This is a genomic window from Microbacterium sp. NPDC091676, assembly GCF_044756645.1.
In the GTDB taxonomy this organism is placed as follows: Bacteria; Actinomycetota; Actinomycetes; order Actinomycetales; family Microbacteriaceae; genus Microbacterium; species Microbacterium paraoxydans_D.
Genome location: NZ_JBIVTI010000001.1, coordinates 2,061,076 through 2,074,929, shown reverse-complemented (window position 1 = coordinate 2,074,929; position 13,854 = coordinate 2,061,076). Strand labels below are relative to the sequence as shown.

Below are 13,854 nucleotides of genomic sequence, written 5' to 3'. Positions count from 1 at the left end.
CCGCGGGTCAGCCCGCGTCCACCTGGTCCTGGATCTGCTTCAGCACATCGGCCGCCGGCTGGTCCTGGATCTGTCCGAACAGCGACTTGAAGGCGCCGTCCGCTGCCGACCACTTCGGGTTGGTCGACGGGTAGAACTGCGCGTCGGGCAGCACGTCGAGGAACGGCTTGAGGGCCTCCTCGCCGGACAGCTCCTCCGCACCGGACTTCGTGACGGGGAGGAAGCCCTCCGCCTGCACCCACGGCACGTAGACCTCGGGCGAGTAGAAGTAGTCGAGGAACTTCGTGATCGCCTCCTGCTTGTCGCCGTCGTTCTCGAACGCCATGAGCTGGTCCATGACCCCGAGGGTGAACGGCGAGCCGTCCTCGGTCGGGATCGGCACGATCGAGTAGTCGAGGTCCGGGTTGTTGTCGGCGATCTGGCCGACCGTCGGCGGCAGGCCGACCTGCATGCCGATCTTGCCCTGGATGAAGATGTCCATCAGCGGGGAGCGCTGCGTGGAGCCGGGGTCGGCCTGGGTCGCCCCGGCGTCGATCATCTTCTTGATCTGCTCGGCGCCGACGAGGTTCTCCGGGGTGTCGATGGTGATCTCCGATGCGTCGCCGAAGGACCCGCCGCCGCCCCAGAGCCACACGGCGGCCTCGGCCTGTGCCTCCTCCGAGCCGAGCGGCATGCCGTAGCCCGCGACGCCGCCGCCGAGCCCGGACACCTTGGTCGCCGCGTCGAGCAGGGAGTCCCAGTCGGTCGGCGCCTCGACGCCCGCCTGGGAGAGGAGGTCGTTGTTGACGAACAGGGCACGCGCCGAGGCGATCATCGGCAGGGCGTAGGCGGTGCCGTCGACCTCGGCGTTGGCGAGGAAGGAGTCCTGGAAGTCGGAGTAGACGTCGTCGGACACGACCTCCTCGACGGGGTAGAGCAGCTCGTCCTCGACGAAGCCCGCGAAGGGACCGCCGTTGTAGATGTCGGGCGCCTCGCCGGCCTGGACCTTCGTGGAGATGACCTTCTCGAGGTTGTCCCACGACTGCACCTCGAGGTTGACCTTGATGTCGGGGTTCTTCTCGGTGAACCCGTCGATGACGTCTTCCCAGAGACCCTTCGTGGCGTCGGAGTAGCTGGGGACGAGCAGGTCGAGCGTGCTGGCGTCGTCGCCGCCACCGCTGTCTCCTCCCGATCCACCGAAACCGCAGGATGCGAGCGACAGCGTGGCGACGGCCGCGACCGCTGCGGCCCCGTATCGCCGTGACTTGTTCATGGGCATTGCATTCCTCACTGTGGGTGCTGCTCCAGCGGGCGGGATCCGCTCTCCGGAGAGGGGGGTGGTGCACAGTCGCAGAACACTCCACGCGACGGTGCGTGATGATCACGCCGCCTACGCGGTCGTGATCGTCCGAGCGGGGGCTCGGGGGAACTCGTCCCGATTATTTGTCAGGCAAACAAACAAATCAAGATGTTGCTCTCTTGGGACGAAATACTATGATCGGATCACGCCCGAAACAATCACAAGTACGCAACATCTCGTCTGAAAGGCCTCTTCATGACCGCTTCGCTGCCCGGCGCACACATGCGCGCAGAGCTCCGCTCCCAGCCGGAGATGTGGGCCACCGCCGCCGAACTCACCGCCGAGCGGGCCCTGCTGCCGGCCCGGGGTGCGCGCGTCGCGGTCGTCGGCTGCGGCACCTCGTGGTTCATGGCGCAGTCCTACGCCGCGCTGCGCGAGTCGTCCGGCCACGGCGAGACCGATGCGTTCGCGGCGTCCGAGGCCTTCGTCGACCGCGGCTACGACGCCGTCGTCGCCCTCACCCGCTCCGGCACCACGACCGAGGTGCTGGAGCTCGTCGACCGCATCAAGGGGCGCACCCGCACGATCGGCGTGATCGGCGACCCCGACTCCCCGCTCGTCTCGCTCGTCGACGACGCCGTGCTGCTGCCGTTCGCCGACGAGCAGTCGGTGGTCCAGACACGCTTCGCCACGACCGCGCTCGCCCTCTTCCGGGCGTCGCTGGGCGAGGACCTCTCCGGAGCCATCGCCGACGCGACGGCCGTGCTCGCCGAGGAGGGTGACGACACCGAGCTGCGCGACGCGGAGCAGTACACGTTCCTGGGCCGGGGCTGGACGATCGGCCTGGCCCACGAGGCCGCCCTGAAGCTGCGCGAGTCGTCGCAGTCGTGGACCGAGGCGTACCCGTCGATGGACTACCGCCACGGGCCGATCGCCATCGCCGCCCCGGGCCGGGTGACGTGGCAGTTCGGAGCGGCGCCGGAAGGACTGGCCGCGGAGGTGCGCGCCACGGGTGCCCGTTTCGAGCACCGCGCGATCGACCCCCTCGCCGACCTCGTGCGCCTGCACCGGACAGCCCTCGACCGTGCCGTGGCCCGCGGGCTCGACCCCGACCAGCCGCGCAACCTCACGCGATCCGTCATCCTGGATGCATGACGCCAGCGATTCCCGGAGCCGAGCGATGACCCCGAACGACGCCGCGGACGCGATCCCCGACGTCGCCAGGGACGAGGCCGGCGAGAAGCTCGCCGCGGTGCGCACGCTCGGCGCCGGGTCGCCCGTCCTGGCCTTCGACGTCGGCGGGACGGACATCAAGTCGGCGCTGTTCGATGCGGACGGGCGGGCGCTCGGCCTCCGCCGCACGCCCACCCCCGCGGCCGACGGCGACCGCACCCCCGCGCTGATCGACCGGTTGCAGGTGCTCGCCGCGCAGCTCCGCGACGAGCACCCCGACCTGACGCCGCGCGCCGCGGGGCTCGTGGTGCCGGGGATCGTCGACGCGGCCGCCGGGATCGGCGTGTTCGCGAGCAACATGGGCTGGCGGGACGCGCCGCTGCGCGCGCTCGCCGCGGAGCGTCTCGGCCTCCCCGTCGCGTTCGACCACGACGTACGCGCCGCGAGCTGGGCCGAGCACGAGCTGGGCGGCGCGCGGGCCTACCACGACGCGGTGATCCTCGTGATCGGCACCGGGATCGCCGGGGCCCTGCTCGTCGGCGGCCGCCCCTACACGGCCGGGGGTTACGCCGGCGAGATCGGGCACTCCCCGATCGCCGACGGACCGGTGTGCCCGTGCGGTGCCCGCGGCTGTCTGGAGGCCGTGGCCTCGGCGGGCGCCATCGCGCGCCGCTACCGCGAGGCGACGGGGACGGCTCCGGACGGCGCCAAGGACGTCATCGCCCGGGCGGCCGCCGGGGACCGGGTCGCCGCCGACATCTGGGACTCGGCGCTGGACGCGCTCACCCTGTCGCTCGCGCAGCTGACCGCCGTGGTCGCCCCCGAGGCCGTGGTGATCGGCGGCGGACTGTCGCGGGCGGGCGGTGCGCTCTTCGACGAGCTGCGGTCCCGTCTCGCCGCCCGCCTCAGCTTCCACCGCCTCCCCGCGCTCGTCCCCGCCGAGCTGTCCGGCAACGCGGGACTGATCGGCGCCGCCCTCCGTGCCAGGGAGCTCGCATGATCCTCACCGTCACCCCGAACCCCGCGCTCGACCTCACCTGGCAGGTCGATCGGCTCGTGACGGGCGGGACGCACCGTGCCGAGACCGGCGCGTCCCGCGCCGGCGGCAAGGGCCTCAACGTCGCCAGGGTCGCGCACGCCGAGGGGGCGTCCGTCCTCGCGCTGACCACGGCCGGCGGTCCGGTCGGCGCGGAGTTCGCCGCGGAGCTCACGGCCAGCGGCGTGCCCCATGTGCTCGTGCCCGTCGCGGCCGACACCCGTCGCAGCATCGCCCTCGTCGACGAGGCCGCGGGCGACACCACGATCGTCAACGAACGTGGGGTGAACCCCACCGATGCCGAGTGGGGCGGGCTTCTCGCGGAGAGTGTCGACCGGCTTCCCGGCGCCGGGGTCCTCGTCGTCTCCGGGAGCCTTCCGCCCGGGGCGCCGGAGTCGCTCGTGCCGATGCTCGTCGCGGTGGGTGCGGACGCCCGCGTCCCCGTGATCGTGGACACCTCCGGTCCGGCCCTCCTGAGCGCTGCCGACGCCGGAGCGACCGTGCTCAAGCCCAACGCGGCGGAGCTCGCCGAGGCCACCGGCATCGACGACCCCGTCGAGGGCGCGCGGTCGCTGCTGGCCCGGGGCGCCGAGCTCGTGCTCCTGTCGCTCGGGGCCGACGGCATGCTCGCGGTCACCGCGACCGACCTCCTCCACGCCCGACTCGACGAGCCGCTCTCCGGCAATCCGACCGGTGCGGGAGACGCCGCGGTCGCGGCCTGCGCCGTGCTCTCCGCGGAGGGCGAGCGCGACCCGGAGGCCCTCCTCCGCCGCGCGACCGCGTGGTCGGCGGCCGCCGTCCTCATGCCGCTCGCCGGCGACATCTCCCCCCGCTGGCGCGCGCTCGAGGAGCAGCTCCGCATCTCCCGCCCCGACCCCGCCTCGTTCCGGAAGGACCCTTCGTGACCCTCGTCTCCGCCCGGGAGCTCGTCTCCGCGGCTGCCACCGCCGGCACCGGCATCGGCGCATTCAACGTCATCCACCTGGAAACCGCGGAGGGCCTCGTCCGAGCCTCCGCGCGCGCCCAGCTCCCGGTGATCCTGCAGATCTCGCAGAACTGCGCGGACTATCACGGCGGTCTGGAGCCGATCGCCCTCGCGACGCTCGCCGCGGCGCGACGCGCGGAGACCCCGGTGGCGGTGCACCTCGACCACGCGGAGCGACCGGAGCTCGTCGACGAGGCCGTGGCCCTCGGGTTCGGCTCGGTCATGTTCGACGGCGGCGCGCTGCCCTACGACGAGAACGTGGCGGTGACCGCCGAGGTCGCTGCCCGGGCCCGCGCGGCGGGGGTGTACGTGGAGGGCGAGCTCGGCGAGGTGGGCGGGAAGGACGGCGCCCACGCCCCCGGGGTACGCACCGATCCGGACGAGGCGCGGGCGTTCGTGGCCGCCACCGGCGTCGACGCCCTCGCCGTGGCCGTGGGGTCGTCGCACGCCATGACCGACCGCACGGCCTCCCTCGACCTCGACCTCATCGCTCGCCTGCGTGCAGCTCTGCGCGGAGCCGCCGCGGACGGCACCGACGTGCCCCTCGTGCTGCACGGCTCGTCCGGAGTAGCCGACGCCGTGATCGCCGATGCCGTGCGCGCCGGGATGACCAAGGTCAACGTCTCCACCCACCTCAACGGCTTCTTCACGCGGGCGGTCCGCGAGGTGCTCGCCGCCGACGAGCGTCTCGTCGACTCCCGCAAGTACCTCGCTCCCGCCCGCGCCGCCCTCGCGGACGAAGCGGCCCGGATGCTGCGACTGTTCGCCCTGCTGCCGTCGCAGAATCCCGCTCAGGTCGCAGAGGTTCCGGGCACGGCTGCGACCTCGACGCGAAACGACGACCGGTGAAGCGCGCGGCCCGCCTGCACGCGATCCTCGACCTCCTCGCGGCGGACGGGGAGGTGACGGTGGAGGAGCTGGTCGAGCGGTTCGGGGCCTCCCCGGCCACCACCCGCCGCGACCTCGACTCCCTCGCCGAGCAGCGGCTGCTCACCCGCACGCACGGCGGTGCGGTGGCGCAGACCGTCGCCTACGAACTGCCGCTGCGCTACAAGAGCCATCTCCGCACGCACGAGAAGGAGAGCATCGCGCAGACCGCGGCGGGGCTCGTCACCCCCGGCATGGTGGTCGGCCTCTCCGGAGGCACGACGACCACGGCCATCGCGGCCGCGCTCGCCGCCCGCGAGGATCTGGCGGCGGAGGGCGGGATCACGGTGGTGACGAACGCGGTGAACATCGCCGCCCAGCTCGCCACCCGGCCGGAGATCAAGGTGGTCGTCACAGGCGGGGTCATCCACTCGCGCACCTACGAGCTCGTCGGCCCGTTCGTCGAGCAGCTCCTCCGCGGGGTGCGGCTGGACCTCGCGTTCATCGGCGTGAACGGGATGGACGCGGCAGCCGGGGCGACCACCCAGGACGAGCGCGAGGCGGCCGTGAACCGGATGATGGCGGAGCGGGCGCGGCGGGCCGTCGTCGTGACCGACGGCAGCAAGCTCGGGGCCGAGGCGTTCTCCACCGTCGGCGGGCCCGAGCTCTTCGCCACGGTCATCACCGATCGACGAGCCGACCAGGCCGCCGTCGACGCGCTGCGCGCCGCGGGCTACTCCGTCCTTCTCGCCTGAGACCCTCCGGCCGCACGCGGGCGCCCCGAGGGCCTCGGCGTCCCCAGATCGCCGAGGCCCTGCGGGAGCATCGCGGCTGCATACCGCGACGCTCCCGGAGCAGATGGTGTCCGTCTCGTCTTCCCGCTCCCCAGCGGCGTTTCCCCAGAACCGACGGCGCCTCCCTCGGGCCTCTCCCTTCGAGGCCTGTCGCTCGACACCTTCCGAAGAACAGGAGGGGGCGGGTGCGGTTCTGATACCTGCACCGGCGAAAAAAGTCAGAATCCGTTGCCGTGGCACTGGAACGGGGCGGAAACCCCCGTCGTCCGCGCGGCCGCCGCGAGCGCCGCGGCGGGAGAGGCGCCGGCGGAGAGCCCGTCGTGGACCGCGGCCAGGAGTTCGCACGCATCGTCGTCCGGCACGGTGACCGGGGCCGCGATCACCGCCTCCGCGCCCGCGTGCAACCACACCCGCGTCATACCCAGGGCCTCCTCCCCCCAGCGCACGGAGGAGCGACCCAGCTCGCACGCCGAGAGGATCACGGTCTGCGGCACCCGGGGGATGAGGTCGACGTCGTAGCCGAAGAGCACGCCGTCGTCGAGCTCGAAGCCGGAGAACAGGGGATTGTCGACCGCATGGCGTCCGTGCGCGGCGATGTGGAGCACGTCGACGGAGGCCGCCAGCTCCGTGACGGCGGTCACGGTCGCGGTGGGGCCCTGCAGCATCCGGGTCGTCCCTCGTCCCGCCCACGATTCCGCCGCGCGCTGGACCTCTTCCGCGGCCCGCGCCACCCGCGGTCCCGCCGCGAACCCCACGCGTGGGGTCGAGGCGGCCGGGGCCTCCCCGTCGAGCCAGCGCGAGACCGAGGTGGCGAGGGTGAACGGCACGCCGTGCATGCCGGGGAGCATGGCCCACGGCACCCCGCCGAGGATTCCGGGAACGGTGATCACGAACCGCGCGGCTCCCGCGGCGGCCCGGCGCATCGGCCCGAGCAGCTCCTCGTCGAGGACCGCGAGGCGCGCTGCCAGAGCGCGCGCGGTCACCGGACCCATCGCGCCGTCCCGCGTGAGCGCGGCCATGTCGAGGTCGGCACGCAGGCCGTCGAGGGCGGTCCGCACCCGCGGCCAGGACAGGTCGACGAGCGTCGCGCCGTCCGGCTGCACCACCACCCCGTGCAGGCCGGCGCCGGTGTAGACGTAGGCCAGGACTGCCGTGTCGGCCGGCAGGAGCGCGGAGGCCTCGGCCAGCGTCCGACGTTCCCGCATCGCCCCGGAGCCGGTGGCGGACCACTGCCGCTCCCGCACCCGGTCGCGGAGCGCGCGGACAGTGGGATCGGTCGTCCAGTCCGCCCCCGCGAGGTCGGCGCGCAGCATCCGCAGCTCGGCGAGGTCGGCGGCGAGGGCGTCGTCGTGCGGCGGGCGCACCGGGGCGACCTGCTGACTGAGATGCCGGGCGCGCTCGGACCACTCGAAGAGCGTGGCGGGGTCGCGGCGACGGACGGCGGCGGCGAGTCCCGTGAACACGAGGTCGCTGGCGTGCATGGCGACGGAGGCCTGCAGGTCGAGGGCGCCGAACGACCGCTGCCACGCCGACAGCAGGTCGAGCCCGGTGGCCGCGGCGCGCAGCGCCTCCCCGTCGCGACCGCGTCCGGCGGCGCGGGCCGCGCGCACCTCCTGTGCGCGGAGCCGCAGCGGCGTCGGAGCCGAGGCGGGGACGCGCGGGAGACGACCGGTGCCGTCGCGGCGGGCGGTCAGCCGCAGGGCCGTGGCCTCGGTGCGGAAGCCGCTGCGGTCGAGCTCCTGCGCCACCTGCTCCCACGCCGCGGCGTCGAGGGGACGATCGGGTCGGATCCGCTGTCGCGCTTCCAGTTCCACCGCCGCGGCGCGGGCCGCCCAGCCGCTGCTGCCGAGGGAGGTGAAGCGGCGGGCTGCCGTCCTCGCGGCGCGCGCGGCGGCCCGGGGATCGTGCCGGACGAGGGAGCGGGCGAGGTGGAACTCCGCCTCGCCGCGGGCCTGGCGCATCCGCTGGGCGCCGAACTGCACGGCCACCTGGGCGAGCAGGGCCTCCGCCTCGGTCGTCAGCCCGGCGTCGCGGAGCACCTCGGCGCGGTCGAGGTCGCTGATGGCGGTGGCGAGGGCGCTGGTGGCGGCGAACGTCGGCCGGGACGCGGCCATCAGGCGCAGCGCCGACACGAGGTCGCCGCCGAGGAGTGCGGCATAGCCGAGGTTGTGCGTGGCCTCGGCGAGGGAGTCCCGTTCCTCGTGCGCCTCGTAGATGGCGATCGCGCGACGGAGATCGGCCATGCAGGTGTCCAGACGATGGCGCTGCATCCGCACCACCGCCCGGTTCATCAGGCAGTTCGCGAGCGCGGTGGTCTCGGTGCCGGCGCCGAGGGCGTCGATCGCGGCGGTGAGGCTCGCCTCGGCCTCCTCCATCCGTCCGCCGTGCATGAGGAGGGCGCCGAGCTGCCCGCCGAGGAGGGCGACCGTCTCGGCCTGCAGCCCTTCCCTGGCCAGCGCCTCCCGGCACAGCGCCTCCGCCGCCGCGGGCTCGCCGGTCTGCGCGAGCACGTAGGCGGCCGTCCCGTCGATGCGGGCGCGGAGGTCGGCGTCGTCGGTGCGGGCGGCGGCCTTCTCCAGTTCCCGCCTGGCACGGGTGAACTGCCGGGCGTTGGCCGCCTCGACGCCGCGTCGGTGCAGCGCGCTCGCGGACAGGGGCATCCGTCCAGGATGCCGTGCCGGAGTGGTCGTGCGGAAGGGTGCGAGGTGTCAGGACCTCTCGTGCGGCGTCGGCAGCGACTTCAGCACGGCGGCGACGGCCTTCCCGGCGACGGCGGGCTTCACCCCCTCGGCCGGGACGGCGCCGAGCTGGGCCGCGACCCGACCCGCGATGTACGGAGCCGCGAAGGAAGTGCCGCTCCACACCGCGAAGCCGCCGCGGTAGTCGTCCGGGTCGAGCGTCTCGCGCGGCAGCCCGTCGATGTCCGCGCGGGTCGCCGCCTGCGCGCCGCCGACGAAGGCCGGCGAGGTGCTGACCACGGCGGCGCCCGGCGCGTACACCTGCACCCAGGGGCCGACGTTCGAGAACAGGGCGACGGAGTGCGCCGACGGGTTCAGGGCGCCGACCGACACGTGCGGAGCGCCGTCGTCGGACGGCAGTCCGTTGTCGGCGCCGGGCCACGGCCACAGCGAGGCGGGGAACGAGGGCCGGTCGATCGCATCGTTGCCGGCCGAGCAGACGACCACGCAGCCGAGCTCTCTGGCCTTCGCGAGCAGCTCGTACAGGGTCTTGCTGAAGAGTCCGTCGGTCGGGGTCTCGTGGTAGTAGCTGAGGGAGAGGTTGAGCACGTCGATCGGGAAGCCCGTCGTCGGATCCTCGCGGTGCCGCCGCAGCAGTTCCACGACCTGCGCCACGGTCTCCAGGAGCGTGCTCTCGTCGACCACCCCGAGAGCGCCGGCGACACGGATCGAGAGGATGTCGGCGTCCGGTGCGGCCTGACGCACGAGGCCCGCGATGAAGGTGCCGTGCCCGGCGACCGCGTCGATCTCCCCGTCGAGCTGCCCGTACAGGTCGGGGTAGCGTTCGGGATCGGCGTCGTCCGTGAAGCCCACGGGGACGCCGTCGAGCTCGACGTGCCGGGTGACGATGTCGGACGGCAGCCAGGCGTGCTCGCCGCACCCGGTGTCGAGGATCGCCACGACCGGCCGTCGTCCGCGCTTCGGAGCAGCGGCGCGAGCGGGTGCGGGTCCGAGCCAGGTGACCGGCTGCCGCGCCCCGCGTCCGGGCTCCAGGTAGTCGTCGCTGCCGCCACCGCCGGGAGCGGCGCCGCGGACGGGATTCGTCCGGGTGAACGGATTGGTCCGGGTGAAGGGGTTCGTCCGGGTGAACGGGTTGAGTCCGACCGGATCGATCGAGAGCACGTGCTCGAGGCTGGTTCGCGGCATGGTCGAGCGCGACAGCCGGCGCGCGCGCTGCAAGACCCGCCAGGCGTCCGGTGCCACGGGGGATTCGCCCCTGGTCGGCTCATCCGGCGTGGTCAGGCGCGCCCGCAGGAACCCCGCGACGCCCGGCGCGAGCTCGCCGTTCCCGATCTCGCGCTCCGGCGACTCCAGCTCCAACAGCCAGCCGAAGGAGTCCGCGGCATCCCTCAGGGCGCGCAGCTCGCGGTCGTACGCCTCCTCCTCGCCGAGGGCGCGTGTGATGAGCAGGCGCTCCGGCAGGTACGCGGTGGGGAACGCCCGGATCCCGTCCACCGGTTCGGTGCTGGGGTCGAGGGCGGTGCCGCGGCGGATCGATCCCTCCGCGCGGTCCTGCCAGGTCCATCCCTGGGGCTGCTCCATCGGTCATCCTCTCCGTGGGCATCGACGGCGCCGTCGCCGTCGATGCGGGGTCACAACTCGAACTGCGGGGTCTCCAGGGTGCGGGTCTCGTCGCCGACCGTCGCGGTCAGGCGCACGCGGCTGAGCCCGGACGGCACCTCGTCGAACACGAATCGGCCCGTCTCCGCCGGGGTCGTGCGGCGCTCGCGCTCGCCCTGCAGCAACAGGATCTCCGCCGCGGCGGCGTCCACCCAGCCGTCGATCCGCCGTCGTCCGGACGCGGTCGTCGTGACGTGGAGGAGGATGCTCGTGCTGCCGTCGCTGAACTGCAGGGTGAGGGCGTCGGTCTCGCCGCGGACCGCGCCGCGCTGGCCTTCCACGAGCGTCAGCAGCGCGTACTCGCGGTTGAGCCCGTCCGCGGCGACCGCGGCGACCATCCGGTCGATCAGCCCGGCAGGGACCGGATCGACCTCTCTCCAGAGGCTGCGCAGGCGGGCGAACAGCCGGGCGTCGTCCTCATCGCTCACGATCGTCCCTCCGTCCGGGTGGCCGGAGCGTCGAGGAGGTCGCGGAGCTTCGCGAGGCAGCGGCTGCGGGTCGGGCCGATGCTGCCGATCGGCATGGAGAGGTCGCGGGCGAGGCGCGCGTAGTCCGGGCGGTCCTCGAAGGCGATCACCCGGAGGAGGCGCTGACACCGCTCGGCGAGGCGGCGGACCGCGGCCCAGAGCCGGCGGTTCTCGTCGTCGAGCGCGGCGTGCTCCTCGGCGGACGCCTGCTCCGGAAGCAGGGCGTCCAGGTCGTCGGATTCGGCGGTGTCGACGCGCCCGTCGGCCTTGCCGACCTTCCAGGCCTCGCGGCGGGCCGTGGTCGTCAGCCAGGCCGAGACGGCGCGCGCGTCGGCGATGGCGCCGTGGCCGCGCACGAGCTGGAGCCAGGTCGTCTGCACGACGTCTTCCGCGAGGGTGCGTTCGAGGCCGTAGGCGCGCACGACGTGCCAGAGCACGGGCGTCATCAGCCGCACCAGGTCGTCCATCGAGCGGCCGTCGCCATCGCGCCACGCATCGAACAGGTCCGCGGCGCGTTCCCAGCGTGCGCGCCCGTCGTCGGATGCCGGATCGAAGGCGGCGCCGGGGGCACCGTCGATCATGAAGCCCATTGTGATCACACCTACCAGGAGCACGGCAAGGGCTCGGTGATACATGTCGCCGTCCAAGAATTTCCGACGGCCGTCTCCGTGGTGCGACGATGCCCTCGATAGCGTGGAGAGGTGATCGCTCTCGTCGTCGTGCTGTTCCTCAACGCCGGTTTCAACGTGCTCGTCTGGCCGCGGTTCTACACCCGCGTCGCGAAGGACCCGCGTGCCAGGGACGAGAACGGCAAGGCCACCCCGTTCCTCCGGGTGCACGTCATCCTCATCGCGATCGCGCTGGCGCTGGCCGTGGCCTCCGCGGCGGCGGGGATCACCGTGCTCGCGGTCGCGCCCTAGCGCCGTTTCTCCGTCTCAGACCGCCTCGTACCGGGCGGCGTGCGCGGCCCAGCGAGACTCGACCGGGAGGCTGCGGAGGGCGCGGTTCCCGATCGCGAGGGCGGCGGCCACCACGCACAGGGCCGCGCAGATGAGGATGGTGCCCTGGCGGCCCAGCCCCGCGAGACCGAACCCGGCGATGAGCGGGGCGAGCGGCATCGCGCCCATCGCGAGGACCCCCATGGCGCTGTTCGCGCGCCCCAGCAGTCGAGACGGCGTGGCGACCATGAAGTAGCCCATCATCCCCGCGTTGAGGGCGGGGACGAGGAACACCGTGGCACCGAGGACGGCGGCGACGGTCCACGGGGCCGAGGCGAACGACAGCACGACGGCGCCGAGGGCGACCACCGCGAGCCCGCCGATCGTGAGCACGCCCGCCGGGATCCGGGGCACGAGGAGCGGGGCGACGATCGCGCCGACGAGCATCACGGCGCCGATGGCGGCGCTGACGGTGCCGATGAGCAACTCGGAGTGCCCCGCCTGCTGCAGTGCATAGACGGCCGTGGTGATCGCCGCGTTGAAGCCGAGGTTCACGATGGTCATGATGAGCATGACGCCGCCGAGGTCGGGGCGGGACAGCAGCCAGCCGAAGCCTTCGCGGAACTCCCGCCAGGCGTTCGGGCGCGCGGTGGGCGCGTCGCCCTCTTCCTCCTCCAGAGCGCCGACGTCGGCGATTCCCGCACGCCGGACCTGTCGCCCGAGGAGCCCGGCGGTCACGGCGGCGACGAGGTGGCAGAGGGTCATGACCGCGCCGACGAGCCAGCCGCCCGCCCCGAGGAGCAGGCCGCCCAGGGGGCCGCCCGCGAGCTGGAGGGCCGCATCGCGTCCCTGGTTCGCGGCCTGTGCGCGCCCCATCGCGTCATCCGGGACGATCTCCTTCAGCGCGCTCTCCCCGGCGACGTCGAAGAGGCCGCTCCGCGCGGCCAGCAGCACGTCGATCACGAGGAGGGTCGCGAAGGTGAGAGCGCCGCCGAGGGCGAGGAGGGTGAAGGCCCCGGCCAGCACGATCCCCAGGACCGAGCCGACGAGCATGAGCACGATGCGCCGGTGGCGGTCGGCCAGGATGCCGCCGACGAGGGTGAGCAGCAGGCGCGCCACCATGCCCGCTCCCGCGATGATGCCGGCCTGCGCGGGGTCGTTCGTGATGACGAGCGCGAGGAGCGGGACCGCGAACCCGAAGAGCGCCGAGGCGAGCCCCTTGCTCGTGTCGCTGACGAGCCAGGTGAGATAGCGCGTGTTCCGCCACAGGCGGTGGGAGGTGATCGTCGTGCTCATGGCTCGACGATAGTTGCGCAAGAATAATTGCGCAACTGTTCGTGCGCAATTGCGTGACTAGGATCGGGGAATGGCTGACGACGCGGAGAAGACCTCTCGGGAGGACGCCGCCTTCATGACGTCGGCCATGCTCAAGGCCTACTCGCACCCCTTGCGTCGTCGGATCCTCCGCCTCATCGCGCGCCGCGGTTTCCTGCGCGCCGCGGACATCGCCGGCGAGCTCGACGTGCCGGCCAACAGCGCCAGCTTCCACCTGCGGGTGCTCGCCGAGGCGGGGCTCATCGAGGAGGCTCCGGAGCAGGCCAGAGACCGCCGCGACCGCGTGTGGACGGGACGCAAGGGGGCCCTCAACGTCGGCGGCCCGGAGAATCCCGTCGCCGACGAGGCGCTCGGCGATGCGGTGGTGGCCGCGCTCGCGGAGGACCACATCGACTTGCTGCGTCGGGTGGTGGCCTGGACGCCCGAGTACGTCTCCGGTCGCACCGCCGAGGTGCACGCGTCATTCGTGCAGCGCACCATCCGGCTGACCGAGGCCGAGTTCGACGACGTGATGCGCAGGATCGACGACGTGCTCTCCGCCGCCGACGACGCGCACGACGACACCGACCCCGCGGGCCGTCACTGGCAGGTGGACATCGTCGTCGGTGACGACACCATCTGA

At 73.3% G+C, this 13,854-nt stretch carries 13 protein-coding genes; 7 read left to right on the top strand and 6 right to left on the bottom strand.

Going from position 1 to position 13,854, the window contains the following annotated elements; genetic code table 11:
- Window positions 1-7 precede the first annotated feature (7 nt).
- Complete coding sequence (locus ACIQID_RS10065; protein WP_400284454.1) at window positions 8-1,258, bottom strand: extracellular solute-binding protein; 1,251 nt, start codon at window positions 1,256-1,258, stop codon at window positions 8-10.
- A 276-nt stretch (window positions 1,259-1,534) separates the two neighbouring features.
- Here ACIQID_RS10065 and ACIQID_RS10060 point away from each other — a divergent pair, with 276 nt between their 5' ends.
- From ACIQID_RS10060 to ACIQID_RS10040, 5 genes are read left to right on the top strand one after another with little or no spacing between them, the layout of a single operon-like run.
- On the top strand, window positions 1,535-2,434 hold the full coding sequence (locus tag ACIQID_RS10060) for an SIS domain-containing protein (RefSeq protein WP_400284451.1): 900 nt from the start codon (window positions 1,535-1,537) through the stop codon (window positions 2,432-2,434).
- A gap of 25 nt (window positions 2,435-2,459) precedes the next feature.
- Complete coding sequence (locus ACIQID_RS10055; protein ID WP_400284448.1) at window positions 2,460-3,452, top strand: ROK family protein; 993 nt, start codon at window positions 2,460-2,462, stop codon at window positions 3,450-3,452.
- Window positions 3,449-4,393 carry a 1-phosphofructokinase family hexose kinase gene (locus ACIQID_RS10050; RefSeq protein WP_400284445.1) on the top strand — a complete coding sequence of 315 codons (945 nt, stop codon included), beginning with the start codon at window positions 3,449-3,451 and terminating at the stop codon, window positions 4,391-4,393. Before ACIQID_RS10055 ends, ACIQID_RS10050 begins: the two co-directional genes overlap by 4 nt.
- Window positions 4,390-5,322: a ketose-bisphosphate aldolase gene (locus tag ACIQID_RS10045; protein WP_400284442.1), complete on the top strand. Its 933-nt coding sequence runs from the start codon at window positions 4,390-4,392 to the stop codon at window positions 5,320-5,322. Before ACIQID_RS10050 ends, ACIQID_RS10045 begins: the two co-directional genes overlap by 4 nt.
- Entirely contained in the window at window positions 5,319-6,095 is a 777-nt protein-coding gene (locus ACIQID_RS10040; protein ID WP_400284439.1) for a DeoR/GlpR family DNA-binding transcription regulator, read from the top strand. The genes ACIQID_RS10045 and ACIQID_RS10040 overlap by 4 nt, the downstream gene beginning before the upstream one ends.
- A 257-nt stretch (window positions 6,096-6,352) precedes the next feature.
- Here the strand turns inward: ACIQID_RS10040 and ACIQID_RS10035 are convergent, their stop codons facing one another.
- The 4 genes from ACIQID_RS10035 to ACIQID_RS10020 are packed head-to-tail and all read right to left on the bottom strand — an operon-like array spanning window position 6,353 to window position 11,540.
- Window positions 6,353-8,794, bottom strand: coding sequence for a CHAT domain-containing protein (locus ACIQID_RS10035; RefSeq protein WP_400284436.1), 2,442 nt, complete (start codon window positions 8,792-8,794; stop codon window positions 6,353-6,355).
- A gap of 48 nt (window positions 8,795-8,842) precedes the next feature.
- Window positions 8,843-10,414, bottom strand: coding sequence for a S8 family peptidase (locus ACIQID_RS10030; RefSeq protein ID WP_400284433.1), 1,572 nt, complete (start codon window positions 10,412-10,414; stop codon window positions 8,843-8,845).
- 50 nt (window positions 10,415-10,464) lie between these two features.
- Window positions 10,465-10,920 carry a hypothetical protein gene (locus tag ACIQID_RS10025; protein WP_312674272.1) on the bottom strand — a complete coding sequence of 152 codons (456 nt, stop codon included), beginning with the start codon at window positions 10,918-10,920 and terminating at the stop codon, window positions 10,465-10,467.
- On the bottom strand, window positions 10,917-11,540 hold the full coding sequence (locus tag ACIQID_RS10020) for an RNA polymerase sigma factor (protein ID WP_400284429.1): 624 nt from the start codon (window positions 11,538-11,540) through the stop codon (window positions 10,917-10,919). Before ACIQID_RS10020 ends, ACIQID_RS10025 begins: the two co-directional genes overlap by 4 nt.
- Before the next feature lie 120 nt (window positions 11,541-11,660).
- On the opposite strand from ACIQID_RS10020, the gene ACIQID_RS10015 reads away from it, so the two are divergent.
- The gene (locus tag ACIQID_RS10015) at window positions 11,661-11,879 is read left to right on the top strand and encodes an SCO4848 family membrane protein (RefSeq protein ID WP_312674269.1); all 219 of its coding nucleotides are present in this window, start codon (window positions 11,661-11,663) and stop codon (window positions 11,877-11,879) included.
- A 15-nt stretch (window positions 11,880-11,894) separates the two neighbouring features.
- Here the strand turns inward: ACIQID_RS10015 and ACIQID_RS10010 are convergent, their stop codons facing one another.
- A complete protein-coding gene (locus ACIQID_RS10010) occupies window positions 11,895-13,193 on the bottom strand; it encodes an MFS transporter (RefSeq protein ID WP_400284425.1) in 1,299 nt (432 codons plus the stop codon).
- A gap of 70 nt (window positions 13,194-13,263) precedes the next feature.
- Between ACIQID_RS10010 and ACIQID_RS10005 the strand changes: the two genes are divergently transcribed.
- Window positions 13,264-13,854 (top strand): helix-turn-helix domain-containing protein, encoded by a 591-nt coding sequence (locus tag ACIQID_RS10005; protein WP_312674267.1) that lies wholly within the window; start codon window positions 13,264-13,266, stop codon window positions 13,852-13,854.